The following is a 13,829-nucleotide window of genomic DNA, read 5'->3' as shown; positions in this document are numbered from 1 at the left end:
CGGGCGTGGAGAGTTCTCCTACGCCCGTGCCGATTAATTACCCTGCATCAGGGCGATTATTTTTTATCTTTAACTTCTTCGAACTCAGCGTCGACAACGTCGTCGTCTTTCGCGTTGTTCGCCGAAGCGTCAGCGCCCGCCTGCTGTTGAGCGTGCTGCTGCTGAGCGATTTCCATCAGCTTCTGAGAAGCCTGCGCCAGCTCCTGCATCTTCGCTTCGATGTCCGCTTTGTCTTCACCTTTCAGTGAGGATTCCAGCGCACTCAGTGCAGCTTCGATAGCAGTTTTGTCTTCCGCTGGCAGTTTGTCGCCCGCTTCTTCAACCTGCTTACGGGTGCTGTGCAGCAGATGGTCACCCTGGTTACGGGTCTGAACCAGCTCTTCGAACTTACGGTCGGATTCCGCGTTAGCTTCGGCATCGCGAACCATTTTTTCGATTTCTGCTTCGTTCAGGCCAGAAGATGCCTTGATGGTGATCTTCTGCTCTTTACCGCTGTTTTTGTCTTTCGCAGACACGTGCAGGATACCGTCAGCATCGATGTCGAAGGTCACTTCGATCTGCGGCATGCCGCGCGGTGCCGGGTTGATACCATCCAGGTTGAACTGACCCAGAGATTTGTTATCCGCCGCACGCTTACGCTCACCCTGAATCACATGGATGGTTACCGCAGACTGGTTATCTTCAGCGGTAGAGAACACCTGGCTGTGTTTCGTTGGGATGGTGGTGTTTTTGTTGATGAGCGCAGTCATCACACCGCCCATGGTTTCGATACCCAGAGACAGCGGGGTAACGTCCAGCAGCAGTACGTCTTTAACTTCACCGGTCAGTACGCCACCCTGAACCGCAGCACCGATTGCGACCGCTTCGTCCGGGTTAACGTCTTTACGTGGTTCTTTACCAAAGAATTCAGCCACTTTCTTCTGAACCATTGGCATACGGGTCTGACCACCCACCAGGATAACGTCCTGGATGTCAGATACGGACAGGCCAGCGTCCTGCAGAGCAACTTTCAGCGGCTCGATAGAACGGTTCACCAGGTCTTCTACCAGGCTTTCCAGTTTCGCACGGGTCACTTTGATGTTCATGTGTTTAGGACCGGTCGCGTCTGCAGTGATGTACGGCAGGTTCACGTCGGTCTGCTGAGCGGAAGACAGCTCGATCTTCGCTTTCTCAGCGGCTTCTTTCAGGCGCTGCATCGCCAGCGGGTCGTTACGCAGGTCAATGCCCTGATCTTTCTTAAACTCGTCAACGAGGTAGTTGATCAGACGGGTATCGAAGTCTTCACCACCCAGGTGGGTATCACCATTGGTTGCCAGAACTTCGAAGGTTTTTTCGCCGTCAACTTCGTCGATTTCGATAATAGAGATATCGAAGGTACCACCACCCAGGTCGTAAACCGCGATAGTACGGTTGCCAACCTCTTTATCCAGACCGTAAGCCAGTGCAGCAGCGGTTGGTTCGTTGATGATACGTTTTACTTCCAGACCTGCGATACGGCCAGCATCTTTGGTTGCCTGACGCTGAGCATCGTTGAAGTATGCAGGTACGGTGATAACAGCTTCAGTTACCGGCTCACCCAGGTAATCTTCAGCGGTTTTCTTCATTTTTTTCAGCACTTCAGCAGAAATCTGCGGTGGTGCAGTTTTAGCGCCTTTCACATCAAGCCATGCATCGCCGTTATCTGCCGCGATGATTTTGTAAGGCATGATGGAAACGTCACGCTGAACTTCTTCGTCCTGGAAGCGGCGACCGATCAGGCGTTTAATCGCAAACAGGGTGTTTTGCGGGTTTGTCACTGCCTGACGTTTAGCCGGCTGACCAACCAGAGTTTCACCATCCTGGGTATAAGCAATGATAGAAGGCGTGGTGCGATCGCCCTCGGCGTTCTCCAGCACGCGTGCAGTAGTGCCATCCATAATCGCTACACAAGAGTTGGTAGTACCCAGGTCGATACCAATAATTTTACCCATCTAAACGTCTCCACTAAAAATTCAGTCAACATGTGGTTGTGTACCTGTAATAAGGGCAGAACGTGCTTTTTCAACTGCCCAGATTTGATTTTTTTCAGGTCCACACACTGCGGTTGACTACAAGATGGGGTCGCGACGGCATCCATCAAGGGGCAAGCATAAAAAAAATTTTAATTTCACCCTGATGAGATCATAGACGCCATCGATTGCGCCCATTATGATGCCGCGCCCAGTCAGGGAGTACTGACGCGGGTTTAACCATTTCACCATATTAATGATGATTTTTTTGAGGACTTATGGGCAACACTAAGTTGGCTAATCCGGCTCCGCTGGGCCTGATGGGTTTTGGCATGACCACTATCCTGCTGAACCTGCACAATATCGGGATGTTCCCGATGGATGGCATCATCCTGGCGATGGGCATTTTTTACGGCGGTATCGCGCAAATCTTCGCGGGCCTGCTGGAATATAAGAAAGGCAATACCTTTGGCTTAACCGCCTTCACCTCTTACGGTTCTTTCTGGCTGACCCTGGTTGCCATTCTGCTGCTGCCTAAAATGGGCATGGCGGACGCGGCAAACGCCCACTTCCTGGGCGTTTACCTGGGCCTGTGGGGCGTCTTCACCCTGTTCATGTTCTTCGGTACCCTGAAAGGTAACCGCATGCTGCAGTTCGTTTTCCTGAGCCTGACCGTACTGTTCGCCCTGCTGGCGATTGGTCACCTGGTGGATAACGAAGGCATCGTTCATGTTGCAGGCTGGATTGGTCTGGTTTGCGGCGCAAGCGCTATCTACTTGGCAATGGGCGAAGTGCTGAACGAGCAGTTTGACCGCACCATTCTACCTATTGGTGAAAAACACTGATCCCTCTGTCGTGTCCGCCTCGCGGGCACGACATCCCCCCGCCTGACGAAGCCAAAATCCTAATACCAGCCCCATCAGCGAGAGCGCGAGTACATACCAGGCTGGCGCCATCGGCGACACGCCCATCAGTACGGTAACCGCAATAGGCGTCAGCCCGCCGAAAATGGCATATGAAACGTTGTAAGAGAACGAGATCCCGGTGAAACGAACTTCCGGCGGGAAAGCTCGTACCATGACGTAAGGCACAGCACCCACTACGCCCACGCACAGCCCTACCGCGCCGTACAGCAGGAACAGCTGTTCAGGATGGCTGCCCGCCAGATGGTAAAACGCCCAGCTTGACGCGGCCAGTAGCAGGCTGCCGACGATAAAGGTAACGCTGGCACCGAAACGATCTGCTGCCAGCCCGGCGGCCAGACAGCCAAAGCAGAGCATGATTGTCGCGATACTGTTCGCCTGAAGCGTCACGGCAGGGGCGAAGCCGTACTGCTTTTGCAGCCACACCGGGGACATCAATATCACCACCACAATGCCCGCCGAAAGCAGCCAGGTGAGCAGCATCGACACCACCACCGCTTTTTTATGGCGAACCACGACCGCCTTCACCGGCAGCTCCTGCGCCAGCGCTTTGCGCTGCTGCATCTCGAGGAAAATCGGCGTCTCCTGCAGCCAGCGGCGCAGGTACATCGCGACCAGACCAAACGCCCCGCCCAGCAGGAACGGAATACGCCAGCCCCAGTCGTGCACGGCCTGCTGCGTCATGCTGGTGTTAACAATCGTTGCGACCACCGAACCGAGCAGGATTCCGACGGTCAGCCCCGCCGTTAAGGTTCCGCAGGCGATACCAATGCGGCGGGCCGGAACATGCTCTGCGACAAACACCCACGCGCCCGGCACTTCACCGCCAATCGCCGCGCCCTGAAGTACGCGCATCAGCAACAGCAGCAACGGAGCAAGGATGCCCATCGAGGCATAGGTGGGCAGCAAACCAATGGCCAGCGTGGGTACGGCCATCAGCAGGATGCTAAGGGTAAACATCTTCTTGCGCCCGACCAGATCGCCAAAGTGGGCCATGACAATGCCGCCCAGCGGACGCGCCAGATACCCGGCGGCAAAAATGCCGAAGGTTTGCACCTGACGCAGCCATTCCGGAATATCCGCCGGGAAGAAGAGCTCTCCCACCACGGCGGCGAAAAAGACGAAGATGATAAAGTCGTAAAACTCCAGCGCGCCGCCTAGGGCCGCGAGCGTGAGGGTTTTGTAGTCCTGTCGATTCAGAGGTCGGGTGTTATGTGACATAGCGAACCATTATGCGTGTATTGTGGATTTATTTTTACAGCAATCGTAAAGAAAAAATTACTATACCGTAAAAGCGTTACCACGCTATCGCCGCTTCAGCTAATGTCACATATTAGTTAATTTCAGGAGATTGTTTCGCGACGTGCGTTTTTCGGACGAAAAGCTGCTACCACTTTCTCATCAGTTTCCACATACGGACCGTCAAGAAGCTGTATACAATACGGTACACTTGCAAAGATGCCGTGAACGATGACGCTGCCATCTTCCGCCTTCAGCCCTTCCAGCGTCTCTTTGATCGACTTCGGCTGCCCCGGCAGGTTCAGAATCAACGCCTGCTTGCGGATCACTCCCACCTGGCGGGAGAGAATGGCCGTCGGGACAAAGTGTAGACTTATCTGGCGCATCTGCTCGCCGAAGCCCGGCATTTCACGATCGGCAATCGCCAGCGTTGCGTCCGGCGTCACGTCGCGGCGCGCGGGGCCGGTTCCGCCCGTTGTCAGAACAAGGTGACAGCTCATCTCATCCACCAGCTCACACAGGGTCTGCTCGATGGTCGGCTGCTCGTCCGGGATCAGGCGGGTCTGGATCTCGAACGGGGTGGTCAGCGCGCTGCCAAGCCACTCTTCCAGAGCGGGGATGCCTTTATCCTGGTAAACACCGCTGGAGGCGCGGTCAGAAATCGACACTAGGCCGATGCGTAAGGTATTCATATCCATTCCATTCAAAGAGTACTGATTAAAGGGAATGATACACGCAGAGAGGAAATTCAGACAGAGGCGGGGGTAAGACGCGTGACCGGGAGCCCGGTCACGCAGAATGATTACAGCAGGTCGCCGATCATTTTTTCCAGTTTGCCCTGGTCAACAGCAAACTTACGGATACCGTCCGCCAGTTTGTCTACAGCCATTGGATCCTGGTTGTGCTGCCACAGGAACTCGGATTCAGTGATGCGCTCTGGGCGTGCTTTCACTTCACCGGTGTAGGACAGTTTACGCTCCAGAGTACCTTCGCTTTCAGCCAGCTCTTTCAGCAGTGCAGGCGCGATGGTCAGGCGGTCACAGCCAGCCAGCTCGATGATTTCACCGACGTTACGGAAGCTTGCGCCCATAACCACGGTCTCATAGCCGTGCTGTTTGTAGTATTCGTAGATTTCAGTAACAGAAACCACGCCTGGATCTTCAGCAGGTGCGTACTCTTTCTTATCGGTGTTGGCTTTGTACCAGTCCAGAATACGGCCCACGAACGGAGAAATCAGGTATACGCCTGCTTCTGCACATGCACGTGCCTGCGCGAAGGAGAACAGCAGGGTCAGGTTACAGTTGATGCCGTCTTTTTCCAGCTGCTCTGCCGCGCGGATACCCTGCCAGGTGGAAGCCAGTTTGATCAGGATACGGTCGTTGCTGATGCCAGCGTCGTTGTACATTTTGATCAGACGTTTCGCTTTGGCGATAGACGCTTCGGTGTCGTAGGAGAGACGCGCATCCACTTCGGTAGAGATACGGCCAGGAACCAGTTTCAGGATTTCCAGACCGATATTCACTGCCAGCTTGTCGGTGGCATCCACAACCTGCTGCGCGCGGTCGTTGCTCTGTGCTTTCGCCCAGGTCACTGCGTCGTCAATCAGTTTGCGATACTCAGGGATCTGTGCGGCGTTAAGGATCAGAGAAGGGTTAGTTGTGGCATCCTGCGGCTGGTACAGCTTCATTGCCGCGATATCTCCGGTGTCAGCTACGACAGTGGTGAACTGACGAAGGGAGGTCAATTTATCCGTCATGATAGTGTTTCTCTTTTAACGTGCCCTGGATAATTCACGCTACCGACAGCATGCCTGCAGCGGAAAAATGACAGGTTTACTTGTTAGGGGGATGTAACCGGTCTGCCCTGATGATAACACGACGGAGGGGTAGCGCAACCGCAGACAGTGCGCTTAGGCAGAGTATGGTAAACTCGGAAGATTAACAGGCTGCTAAGCAACAGCATGCCCAATCAGTGGTAGCGCTTACATATTCATTTTGGCATCAACAAGAGGGACGTTAATGCCTGATTTCTTTTTCTTTATTAACGAAGTTCTCTGGGGTTCGATAATGATTTACCTGCTTCTGGGAGCAGGTATTTGGTTTACGCTACGCAGTGGGTTTATCCAGTTTCGTTATATTCGCAAGTTTGGCAGAAGTCTGAAAAACAGCGTTACGCCCCAGCCGGGTGGATTAACGTCGTTCCAGGCCCTCTGTACCAGCCTGGCGGCACGACTCGGCAGCGGCAATCTGGCGGGCGTTGCGCTGGCCATCAGCGCCGGTGGGCCAGGCGCGGTCTTCTGGATGTGGGTAACGGCGCTACTCGGGATGGCCACCTCCTTCGCCGAAAGTTCGCTCGCCCAGCTTTATAAAGAGAAAGATAAAAACGGCCAGTTTCGCGGTGGTCCTGCCTGGTACATGGCGCGTGGCTTAGGGATGCGCTGGATGGGCGTCCTGTTCTCGCTTTTTTTACTGCTCGCGTACGGTCTTATTTTTAATACCGTCCAGGCAAATTCTGTCGCCAATGCCCTGAGCTACGCCTTCTCCTGCCCGGAGTGGGTCGCCGGTATTGCTTTAGCCCTCGTCGTTCTGCTCACCATTTCTGCCGGTCTTAAGGGCATCGCCCGCCTGATGCAGTGGCTGGTTCCCATTATGGCGCTGCTCTGGGTTGCCGCGAGTCTGTTCGTCGCCGCACTGCATATCGACCTGGTGCCGGGCGTGATTGCGACCATCGTCAAAAGCGCGTTTGGCTGGCGCGAGGTGGCCTCCGGGGCGCTGGGCTACACCTTCAGCCAGGCGCTGATGGCGGGTTTTCAGCGGGGAATGTTCTCCAATGAAGCCGGTATGGGATCAACCCCCAACGCGGCAGCCGCCGCCTCTTCCTGGCCGCCGCACCCGGCCGCACAGGGCATTGTGCAGATGATTGGCGTCTTTACCGATACCATTATCATCTGTTCCGCCAGCGCCATGATTTTGCTGCTGGCAGGCCCCGTACCGCATTCCTCAGGAACCGCCGGGATACAGCTTCTCCAGCAGGCGCTGGTGAACCTGACCGGCGGCTGGGGCGCAGGGTTTGTCTCGCTAATCCTGATCCTATTTGCCTTCAGCTCGATTGTGGTGAATTACCTCTACGCCGAAAATAACCTTATTTTCCTGAAGCTCGACTCCCGCGCTGCAATCGGAACCCTGCGCCTGGGGGTCATACTGATGGTGATAGCAGGCTCCCTGCTCAGTATGCCGCTGGTCTGGCAGTTGGCCGATATCATTATGGCGCTGATGGCGATCACGAACCTCACGGCGATCCTGCTGCTCTCGCCGGTTGTGACCCTGATTGCCAGAGACTATCTGCGTCAGCGCAAACTCGGCGTTCCGCCGGTATTTGATCCCGCCCGCTATCCCGACATTAAGGCGCAGCTTGCCCCCGGCACGTGGGATGATTTGCCGCGGCAATAACAGCTATCGATCAATTCAGGGCGATTTTTTGCTAAAGTCGCTCTAAATTTCCTGCAAGGACTGGATATGCTGATTCTGATTTCACCTGCAAAAACGCTCGACTACCAGAGCCCGCTCGCCACCGAGCGCTATACCCAGCCTGAACTGCTGGACTACTCACAGCAGCTGATCCGCGAAGCGCGTAAGCTCTCTGCGCCGCAAATCGCCTCGCTGATGAGCATCAGCGACAAGCTGGCCGATCTTAACGCGACCCGCTTTCACGAGTGGCACCCGGATTTCACCCCGGCTAACGCCCGCCAGGCGATTCTGGCGTTTAAAGGCGATGTCTATACCGGCCTGCAGGCGGAAGATTTTAGCGAAGCCGATTTCGATTTTGCCCAGCAGCATCTGCGCATGCTGTCAGGCCTGTACGGCGTACTGCGCCCGCTGGACCTGATGCAGCCGTATCGTCTGGAGATGGGGATTCGCCTGGAAAACGCCAAAGGCAAAGACCTGTACCATTTCTGGGGCGATATCATTACCGACAAGCTGAACGCGGCGCTGCGCGCGCAGGGCGATAACGTGGTGATTAACCTGGCATCCGACGAATACTACAAGTCCGTGAAGCCGAAAAAGCTGGATGCAGAGATTATCAAACCGGTCTTCCTCGACGAGAAGAACGGTAAGTTCAAGGTGATCAGCTTCTACGCCAAGAAAGCGCGCGGCCTGATGAGCCGCTACATCATCCAGAACCGCCTGACGAAGCCGGAGCAGCTGACCGCCTTTAACAGCGAAGGCTATTTCTTTGACGAGGCGTCGTCGGGGAGAGGCGAGCTGGTGTTTAAGCGCCACGAGCAGTAAAAACAAACCCCGCCAGATGGCGGGGTTTTGCATTAATGGTGTTTCCAGTCCGGGCCGCGATCGTCACGGTGGTCATCGTGGTGATGGTCATCATGGCGATCGTCATGTTTACGATGCTCATCATGTGGACGCCAGTGGTTATCACGCCAGTCATAGTGCGCTTTCCACCAGTCATGGTCGCGCCAGCGGCCGCCGTCCCAGTAATGCCCGTTGTTATCCTGGTCGCCAATCTGCAATTTTACCGCAGGTACGAGGGTAATTTCAGATGCCTGAACCGCCATGGGGGCGACCAGCATTAGTGAAAGCGCGATGAGTGCAGGTTTCAGTGTAGACACAGGTGACTCCTTATTCTTCTTGCCCAACGTGGGCCGATGTAAGGAGAGTACGCGAGGGGAACGGGGGATGTTATTCTCTGCAATCCTAAACGCTAAGTGACCGCATTTATTGGGAATTTCTGCTTTTTTCCTGCTTTATTTCTCCTTAATTTCTTCACAAAAAAAGCCGGGTGGCGCTGTGCTTACCCGGCCTACACGTTGGTGCCGTTATTGCCGGGTGGCGCTGCGCTTACCCGGCCTACGAATTGGTACCGTTATTGCCGGGTGACGCTGCGCTTACCCGGCCTACGTTCTGAGCCGTTGTAGGTCGGGTAAGGCGTAGCCGCCACCCGACAAAAATCACGCTCGAGCCATCATCAGCTTACGCAGCGCGGCAAAATCTGCCGGCAGTTCATGAGACAGCAGCGGCAGGTCGGCACGCTCGGCCAGCTCTTTCGGCAGCGGCAGCGTTTCGCCCAGGATCGCTTCCACGCTCTCTTTGAACTTCGCCGGATGCGCGGTGCCCAGGAACAGGCCGTATTCACCCGGGTTAAGCTGGTCGCGCAGCGCGCGGTAGGCAATCGCCGCATGCGGTTCAGAGGTATACCCCACCGCCTTCAGCTCGCGCATGGTCGCTTTGGTGGTTTCATCCGTCACCGCAGCGTAGCCCAGGTCACCCAGACGCCAGATCTTACGACGGAACAGCTCTTCCACGCGCGGCCAGTTGTTCGGCTGGGACACATCCATCGCATTGGAGAGCGTTGCCTGCGTGGCGTTAGGCGCCCACTTTCCGTCTTTCAGGAAGCGCGGCACGGTGTCGTTGGCGTTGGTGGCGGCGATAAAGCGTTTCACCGGCAGACCCAGGGATTTTGCCAGCAGGCCCGCCGTCAGGTCACCGAAGTTACCGCTCGGCACGGAGATCACCAGCTGGTTGCGCGCTTCCTGCGGCAGCTGCGCCACCGCTTCGAAGTAGTAGCAGATCTGCGCCAGAAGACGGCTGATGTTGATGGAGTTGGCGGAGTTCAGGCCCAGAGCCACCTTCAGTTCTTCGTCGTCGAAGGCCTGCTTGACCAGCGCCTGGCAGGCATCGAAATCGCCGTCAATTGCCACGGTTTCAATGTTGCCGCCGAGCGTACAGAACAGTTTTTCCTGCAGCGGGCTGATTTTGCCTTTCGGATAGAGGATCACCACGCGGACGTTTTTCAGGCCGTAGAACGCGTGCGCCACCGCCGCACCGGTATCGCCGGAGGTCGCGGTCAGGATGGTCACCGGTTTGTCGCCGCTGATGTGGGTCAGCATCTGCGCCATAAAGCGGCCGCCGAAGTCTTTAAACGCCAGGGTTGGGCCGTGGAACAGCTCCAGGCAGCCAACGTCAGGCTCAACCTGCTTCACCGGCGCCGGGAAAGCGAACGCCGCACGCACGCGCTCTTCCAGCAGCTCCTGCGGGATTTCGTCGCCGATAAACGCCGAAAGGATTTTGGTGCTGCGGGTGACAAAGTCCTGCTTCAGCAGTTCGTCGATGTCGGTCAGCTGAAATTCCGGCAGGTCATGCGGGAAAAACAGCCCCTGATTTTTGCCCAGCCCCTGAGTTACCGCCTGCGCGAAGCTGACCTGCTCGTTATGATCTTTAAGGTTGTAGAGTTTCATTGATTATCCCAGTACTCGTGCGCCAGCCGTGTCCAGACGGCAAATATGAACAAAGCCTTCCTGATTTTGCAGGTAGTGTTTAGAGAGCCAGTCCGCCACGCGCTGCGCGGTGTCAGGCTTGTCGCACAGGGCGAACAGCGTCGGGCCGGAGCCGGAAATGCCGCACGCCTGCGCGCCGATATCCATCGAGGCCTGTCGCGCCTCGTTAAAGCCGGGCAGCAGCTTCGTGCGGTACGGCTCGGCAATGACGTCCTTCATCAGCTTCGCCGCCAGCTGCGGCTGACGGGTGTAGCAGGCGTGAATAAAGCCCGCCAGATGACGCCCGTGGGCGATACAGTCCTGACGACGATACTGCGCGGGCAGGATCGCACGCGCTTCCGCGGTAGAGACCTTAATGCCCGGATAGGCCAGCACCCACAGCCACTCATCAAACCCTGGCACCTGCTGGCTGATGATGCCATTTTCTTCGATCATCAGCTGCATGCCGCCGAGGAAGCACGGCGCCACGTTGTCATAGTGAATGCTGCCGGAGATGCGCCCTTCCAACTCGCCCATTAACCCCAGCAGGCGATTGTTGTTCAGCGGCTTGCCGCAGTGCTCGTTCATCGCCACCAGCGCGGCGACAACCGAGCAGGCGCTGGAACCCAGTCCCGAGCCAATCGGCATGCTTTTTTCCAGCGTCATGGCAACCGGCTCGTTTTTGCCGATCTCCTGACAGAAGCGTTCCCAGCACTGATAGACGATATTTTCGCGCGGCTCAGACGGCAGTTTGCTGGCGAAGCGGCCCACGTTATTCAGGCTGAAGCTGTCTGCCGCTTCCACCGTGACCGTATCGCCCAGCAGCGAACCATCCACCGGCGTTACCGCCGCACCCAGCACGTCAAATCCGACGCTCATATTCGCGCTGGAAGCCGGGGCATAAACTTTGACCATGTTAAACTCCTAACTTCCATGACAGGGTACGCAGCAGATCGGCAAACACACCCGCCGCCGTAACATCGTTCCCTGCGCCATAGCCGCGAAGCACCAGCGGCAATGGCTGATAATAGTGGCTGTAGAACGCCAACGCATTCTCGCCGTTTTTGACTTTGTACAGCGGGTCGTTGCCATCCACTTCGGCAATCTTCACCCGGCACACGCCATCTTCTTCAATGTTGCCAACATAGCGCAATACCTTACCTTCATCACGGGCTTTCGCAACGCGCGCGGCAAAAGCGTCGTCAAGCTGCGGCAAACTGGTCATAAAGGCAGCGACATCACCGCTGCTGTCAAATTCTGCCGGCAGGACAGGCTCAATCACGATATCCGAAAGCTCAAGCTCGCGGCCCGTTTCACGCGCGAGGATCAGCAGCTTGCGCGCCACGTCCATCCCGGAAAGGTCGTCACGCGGATCCGGCTCGGTATAGCCCAGTTCGCGCGCGGCGCGGGTCGCTTCCGACAGGCTCATCCCTTCATCCAGCTTGCCGAAGATAAACGACAGCGAGCCGGAGAGAATACCGGAGAAACGCTGCAGTTCATCGCCCGCGTTCAGCAGGTTTTGCAGGTTCTCGATAACCGGCAGCCCCGCGCCCACGTTGGTGTCGTACAGGAACTTGCGGCGCGACTTGCTCGCCGCCAGACGCAGCTGGTGATAGTAATCCATCGACGAGGTGTTGGCCTTTTTGTTTGGCGTCACCACGTGGAAACCTTCGCGCAGGAAGTCTGCGTACTGATCGGCCACCGCCTGGTTGGAGGTACAGTCGACGATCACCGGGTTGAGCAGGTGGTACTCTTTCACCAGACGGATCAGGCGGCCCAGGTTGAAAGGCTCTTTCGCCTCGTTCATCTCGGCCTGCCAGTTCTCCAGGTTCAGACCGTGAACGTTGGTGAGTAGCGCTCTGGAGTTGGCAATCCCGCAGACGCGCAGATCGATATGTTTCTTCTTCAGCCACTCCTGCTGACGCTTCACCTGCTCCAGCAGCGCGCCGCCCACGCCGCCCACGCCAATCAGGAACAGCTCGATAACCTGATCGGTGTTGAACAGCATCTGGTGAACCACGCGTACGCCGGTGGTGGCGTCATCGTTGTCCACAACAACAGAAATTGAACGCTCTGACGAGCCCTGGGCAATCGCCACGATATTGATATTGGCGCGCGCCAGCGCGGCAAAGAACTTGGCGGAGATACCGCGCAGCGTGCGCATGCCGTCGCCTACCACGGAGATGATCGCCAGACGCTCCTGAATGGAGAGCGGCTCCAGCAGCTCTTCTTTCAGCTCCAGATAGAACTCTTCCTCCAGCGCGCGGCGGGCGCGCAGGCAGTCGGCCTGCGGCACGCAGAAGCTGATGCTGTACTCGGAAGAGGACTGGGTGATCAGCACCACCGAAATACCGTTGCGTGACATGGCCGCAAACACGCGCGCCGCCATGCCGACCATTCCCTTCATCCCCGGACCGGAGACGCTGAACATCGCCATGTTGTTGAGGTTGGAGATGCCTTTCACCGGCAGACCGTCCTCATCGGTACTCGCGCCAATCAGCGTACCCGGCGCCTGCGGGTTACCGGTATTTTTAATCAGGCAGGGGATCTGGAACTGGGCAATCGGGGAGATGGTACGCGGGTGAAGCACTTTGGCGCCGAAGTAGGAAAGCTCCATTGCCTCCTGGTACGACATCGACTTGAGCAGCCTGGCGTCCGGAACCTGGCGCGGGTCGCAGGTATAGACGCCGTCGACGTCGGTCCAGATCTCACAACAGTCCGCGCGTAAACAGGCGGCCAGCACGGCGGCGGAGTAGTCGGAGCCGTTACGGCCCAGCACCACCAGCTCGCCCTTCTCGTTACCGGCGGTGAAGCCTGCCATCAGGATCATGTGGTCAGCGGGAATTTTGCTCGCGGCGATACGGCGGGTTGATTCGGCAATATCAACGGTGGATTCGAGGTAGTGGCCCACCGCCAGCAGTTTTTCAACCGGGTCAATTACGGTCACGCTATGGCCGCGCGCTTCCAGCACGCCCGCCATGATGGCGATTGAGAGTTTTTCGCCCCGGCAGATCAGCGCCGCGTTGATGCTGTCCGGGCACTGGCCGAGGAGGCTGATGCCGTGCAGGACGTGTTTGATTTGCGCGAATTCCTGCTCAACGAAGGACTTCAGCTGAGCGTGCGGGAAGCCAGGCAGCGCCTCTGCCAGCCCTTGCAGTAAGTCAGCGAAGATACGCTCTGCGTCGCTGATGTTCGGGAGTGCATCCTGGCCACCGATGGTTTTTTCAATCATCGCCACCAGATGGTTCGTGATTTTTGCCGGGGCAGAGAGCACGGTCGCAACCTGCCCCTGCCTGGCGTTGCTTTCCAGGATATCGGCAACACGCAGAAAACGTTCTGCATTTGCCACTGATGTACCGCCGAACTTCAACACTCGCATGGTTCTACCTCGTTTCCTTTAGCCGAAAAAAA

11 protein-coding genes and 1 other annotated feature (1 of these 12 cut by a window edge) are annotated in these 13,829 nt (G+C 56.7%); of the genes, 3 read left to right on the top strand and 8 right to left on the bottom strand.

Annotated features, from left to right (window positions below; genetic code table 11):
- Nucleotides 1-56: 56 nt before the first annotated feature.
- Nucleotides 57-1,970 carry a molecular chaperone DnaK gene (gene dnaK, locus GVO84_RS03465; RefSeq protein WP_024907421.1) on the bottom strand — a complete coding sequence of 638 codons (1,914 nt, stop codon included), beginning with the start codon at nt 1,968-1,970 and terminating at the stop codon, nt 57-59.
- 296 nt (nt 1,971-2,266) lie between these two features.
- On the opposite strand from dnaK, the gene satP reads away from it, so the two are divergent.
- A complete protein-coding gene (gene satP, locus GVO84_RS03460; RefSeq protein ID WP_023334461.1) occupies nt 2,267-2,833 on the top strand; it encodes an acetate uptake transporter in 567 nt (188 codons plus the stop codon).
- Here satP and GVO84_RS03455 read toward each other — a convergent pair.
- From GVO84_RS03455 to tal, 3 genes are all read right to left on the bottom strand, one after another.
- A complete protein-coding gene (locus tag GVO84_RS03455) occupies nt 2,810-4,132 on the bottom strand; it encodes an MFS transporter (protein ID WP_159515489.1) in 1,323 nt (440 codons plus the stop codon). The two genes, satP and GVO84_RS03455, sit on opposite strands and share 24 nt — an antisense overlap.
- 122 nt (nt 4,133-4,254) lie before the next feature.
- Nucleotides 4,255-4,842 carry a molybdopterin adenylyltransferase gene (gene mog / locus GVO84_RS03450; RefSeq protein ID WP_159515488.1) on the bottom strand — a complete coding sequence of 196 codons (588 nt, stop codon included), beginning with the start codon at nt 4,840-4,842 and terminating at the stop codon, nt 4,255-4,257.
- Between the two features lie 110 nt (nt 4,843-4,952).
- Entirely contained in the window at nt 4,953-5,906 is a 954-nt protein-coding gene (gene tal, locus GVO84_RS03445) for a transaldolase (protein ID WP_023334458.1), read from the bottom strand.
- 262 nt (nt 5,907-6,168) lie between these two features.
- Here tal and GVO84_RS03440 point away from each other — a divergent pair, with 262 nt between their 5' ends.
- Nucleotides 6,169-7,599, top strand: coding sequence for an alanine/glycine:cation symporter family protein (locus tag GVO84_RS03440; protein ID WP_121932470.1), 1,431 nt, complete (start codon nt 6,169-6,171; stop codon nt 7,597-7,599).
- A gap of 66 nt (nt 7,600-7,665) precedes the next feature.
- Nucleotides 7,666-8,439 carry a peroxide stress protein YaaA gene (gene yaaA / locus GVO84_RS03435; protein ID WP_159515487.1) on the top strand — a complete coding sequence of 258 codons (774 nt, stop codon included), beginning with the start codon at nt 7,666-7,668 and terminating at the stop codon, nt 8,437-8,439.
- Nucleotides 8,440-8,471: 32 nt separating this feature from the next.
- On the opposite strand, the gene GVO84_RS03430 is transcribed toward yaaA, so the two are convergent.
- The 4 genes from GVO84_RS03430 to thrA all read right to left on the bottom strand — a co-directional run bounded on the left by GVO84_RS03430 (nt 8,472) and on the right by thrA (nt 13,797).
- Entirely contained in the window at nt 8,472-8,774 is a 303-nt protein-coding gene (locus GVO84_RS03430; protein WP_159515486.1) for a DUF2502 domain-containing protein, read from the bottom strand.
- A 339-nt stretch (nt 8,775-9,113) separates the two neighbouring features.
- Nucleotides 9,114-10,400, bottom strand: coding sequence for a threonine synthase (gene thrC / locus GVO84_RS03425; protein ID WP_159515485.1), 1,287 nt, complete (start codon nt 10,398-10,400; stop codon nt 9,114-9,116).
- Nucleotides 10,401-10,403: 3 nt separating this feature from the next.
- A complete protein-coding gene (gene thrB / locus GVO84_RS03420; RefSeq protein WP_159515484.1) occupies nt 10,404-11,333 on the bottom strand; it encodes a homoserine kinase in 930 nt (309 codons plus the stop codon).
- Between the two features lies 1 nt (nt 11,334).
- Nucleotides 11,335-13,797, bottom strand: a complete 2,463-nt coding sequence (gene thrA / locus GVO84_RS03415) for a bifunctional aspartate kinase/homoserine dehydrogenase I (protein ID WP_159515483.1) — start codon at nt 13,795-13,797, stop codon at nt 11,335-11,337.
- Nucleotides 13,798-13,821: 24 nt separating this feature from the next.
- Nucleotides 13,822-13,829, bottom strand: a sequence feature (Thr leader region) (it continues 110 nt past the right edge of the window).

The sequence above is a fragment of the Enterobacter sp. SM3 genome (genome assembly GCF_009811935.2).
Classification (GTDB): Bacteria; Pseudomonadota; Gammaproteobacteria; order Enterobacterales; family Enterobacteriaceae; genus Enterobacter; species Enterobacter asburiae_D.
The sequence above is the reverse complement of the archived record's forward strand: the minus strand, read 5'-3'. Positions and strand labels throughout refer to the sequence as shown.

Excerpts from the sequence above, each read along its gene's own strand:
- GVO84_RS03455 (WP_159515489.1), bottom strand. The coding sequence starts at position 4,132 with ATGTCACATAACACCCGACCTCTGAATCGACAGGACTACAAAACCCTC.
- thrB (WP_159515484.1), bottom strand. The coding sequence starts at position 11,333 with ATGGTCAAAGTTTATGCCCCGGCTTCCAGCGCGAATATGAGCGTCGGA.
- yaaA (WP_159515487.1), top strand. The coding sequence starts at position 7,666 with ATGCTGATTCTGATTTCACCTGCAAAAACGCTCGACTACCAGAGCCCG.
- thrC (WP_159515485.1), bottom strand. The coding sequence starts at position 10,400 with ATGAAACTCTACAACCTTAAAGATCATAACGAGCAGGTCAGCTTCGCG.
- tal (WP_023334458.1), bottom strand. The coding sequence starts at position 5,906 with ATGACGGATAAATTGACCTCCCTTCGTCAGTTCACCACTGTCGTAGCT.
- mog (WP_159515488.1), bottom strand. The coding sequence starts at position 4,842 with ATGAATACCTTACGCATCGGCCTAGTGTCGATTTCTGACCGCGCCTCC.
- GVO84_RS03440 (WP_121932470.1), top strand. The coding sequence starts at position 6,169 with ATGCCTGATTTCTTTTTCTTTATTAACGAAGTTCTCTGGGGTTCGATA.
- satP (WP_023334461.1), top strand. The coding sequence starts at position 2,267 with ATGGGCAACACTAAGTTGGCTAATCCGGCTCCGCTGGGCCTGATGGGT.
- thrA (WP_159515483.1), bottom strand. The coding sequence starts at position 13,797 with ATGCGAGTGTTGAAGTTCGGCGGTACATCAGTGGCAAATGCAGAACGT.
- dnaK (WP_024907421.1), bottom strand. The coding sequence starts at position 1,970 with ATGGGTAAAATTATTGGTATCGACCTGGGTACTACCAACTCTTGTGTA.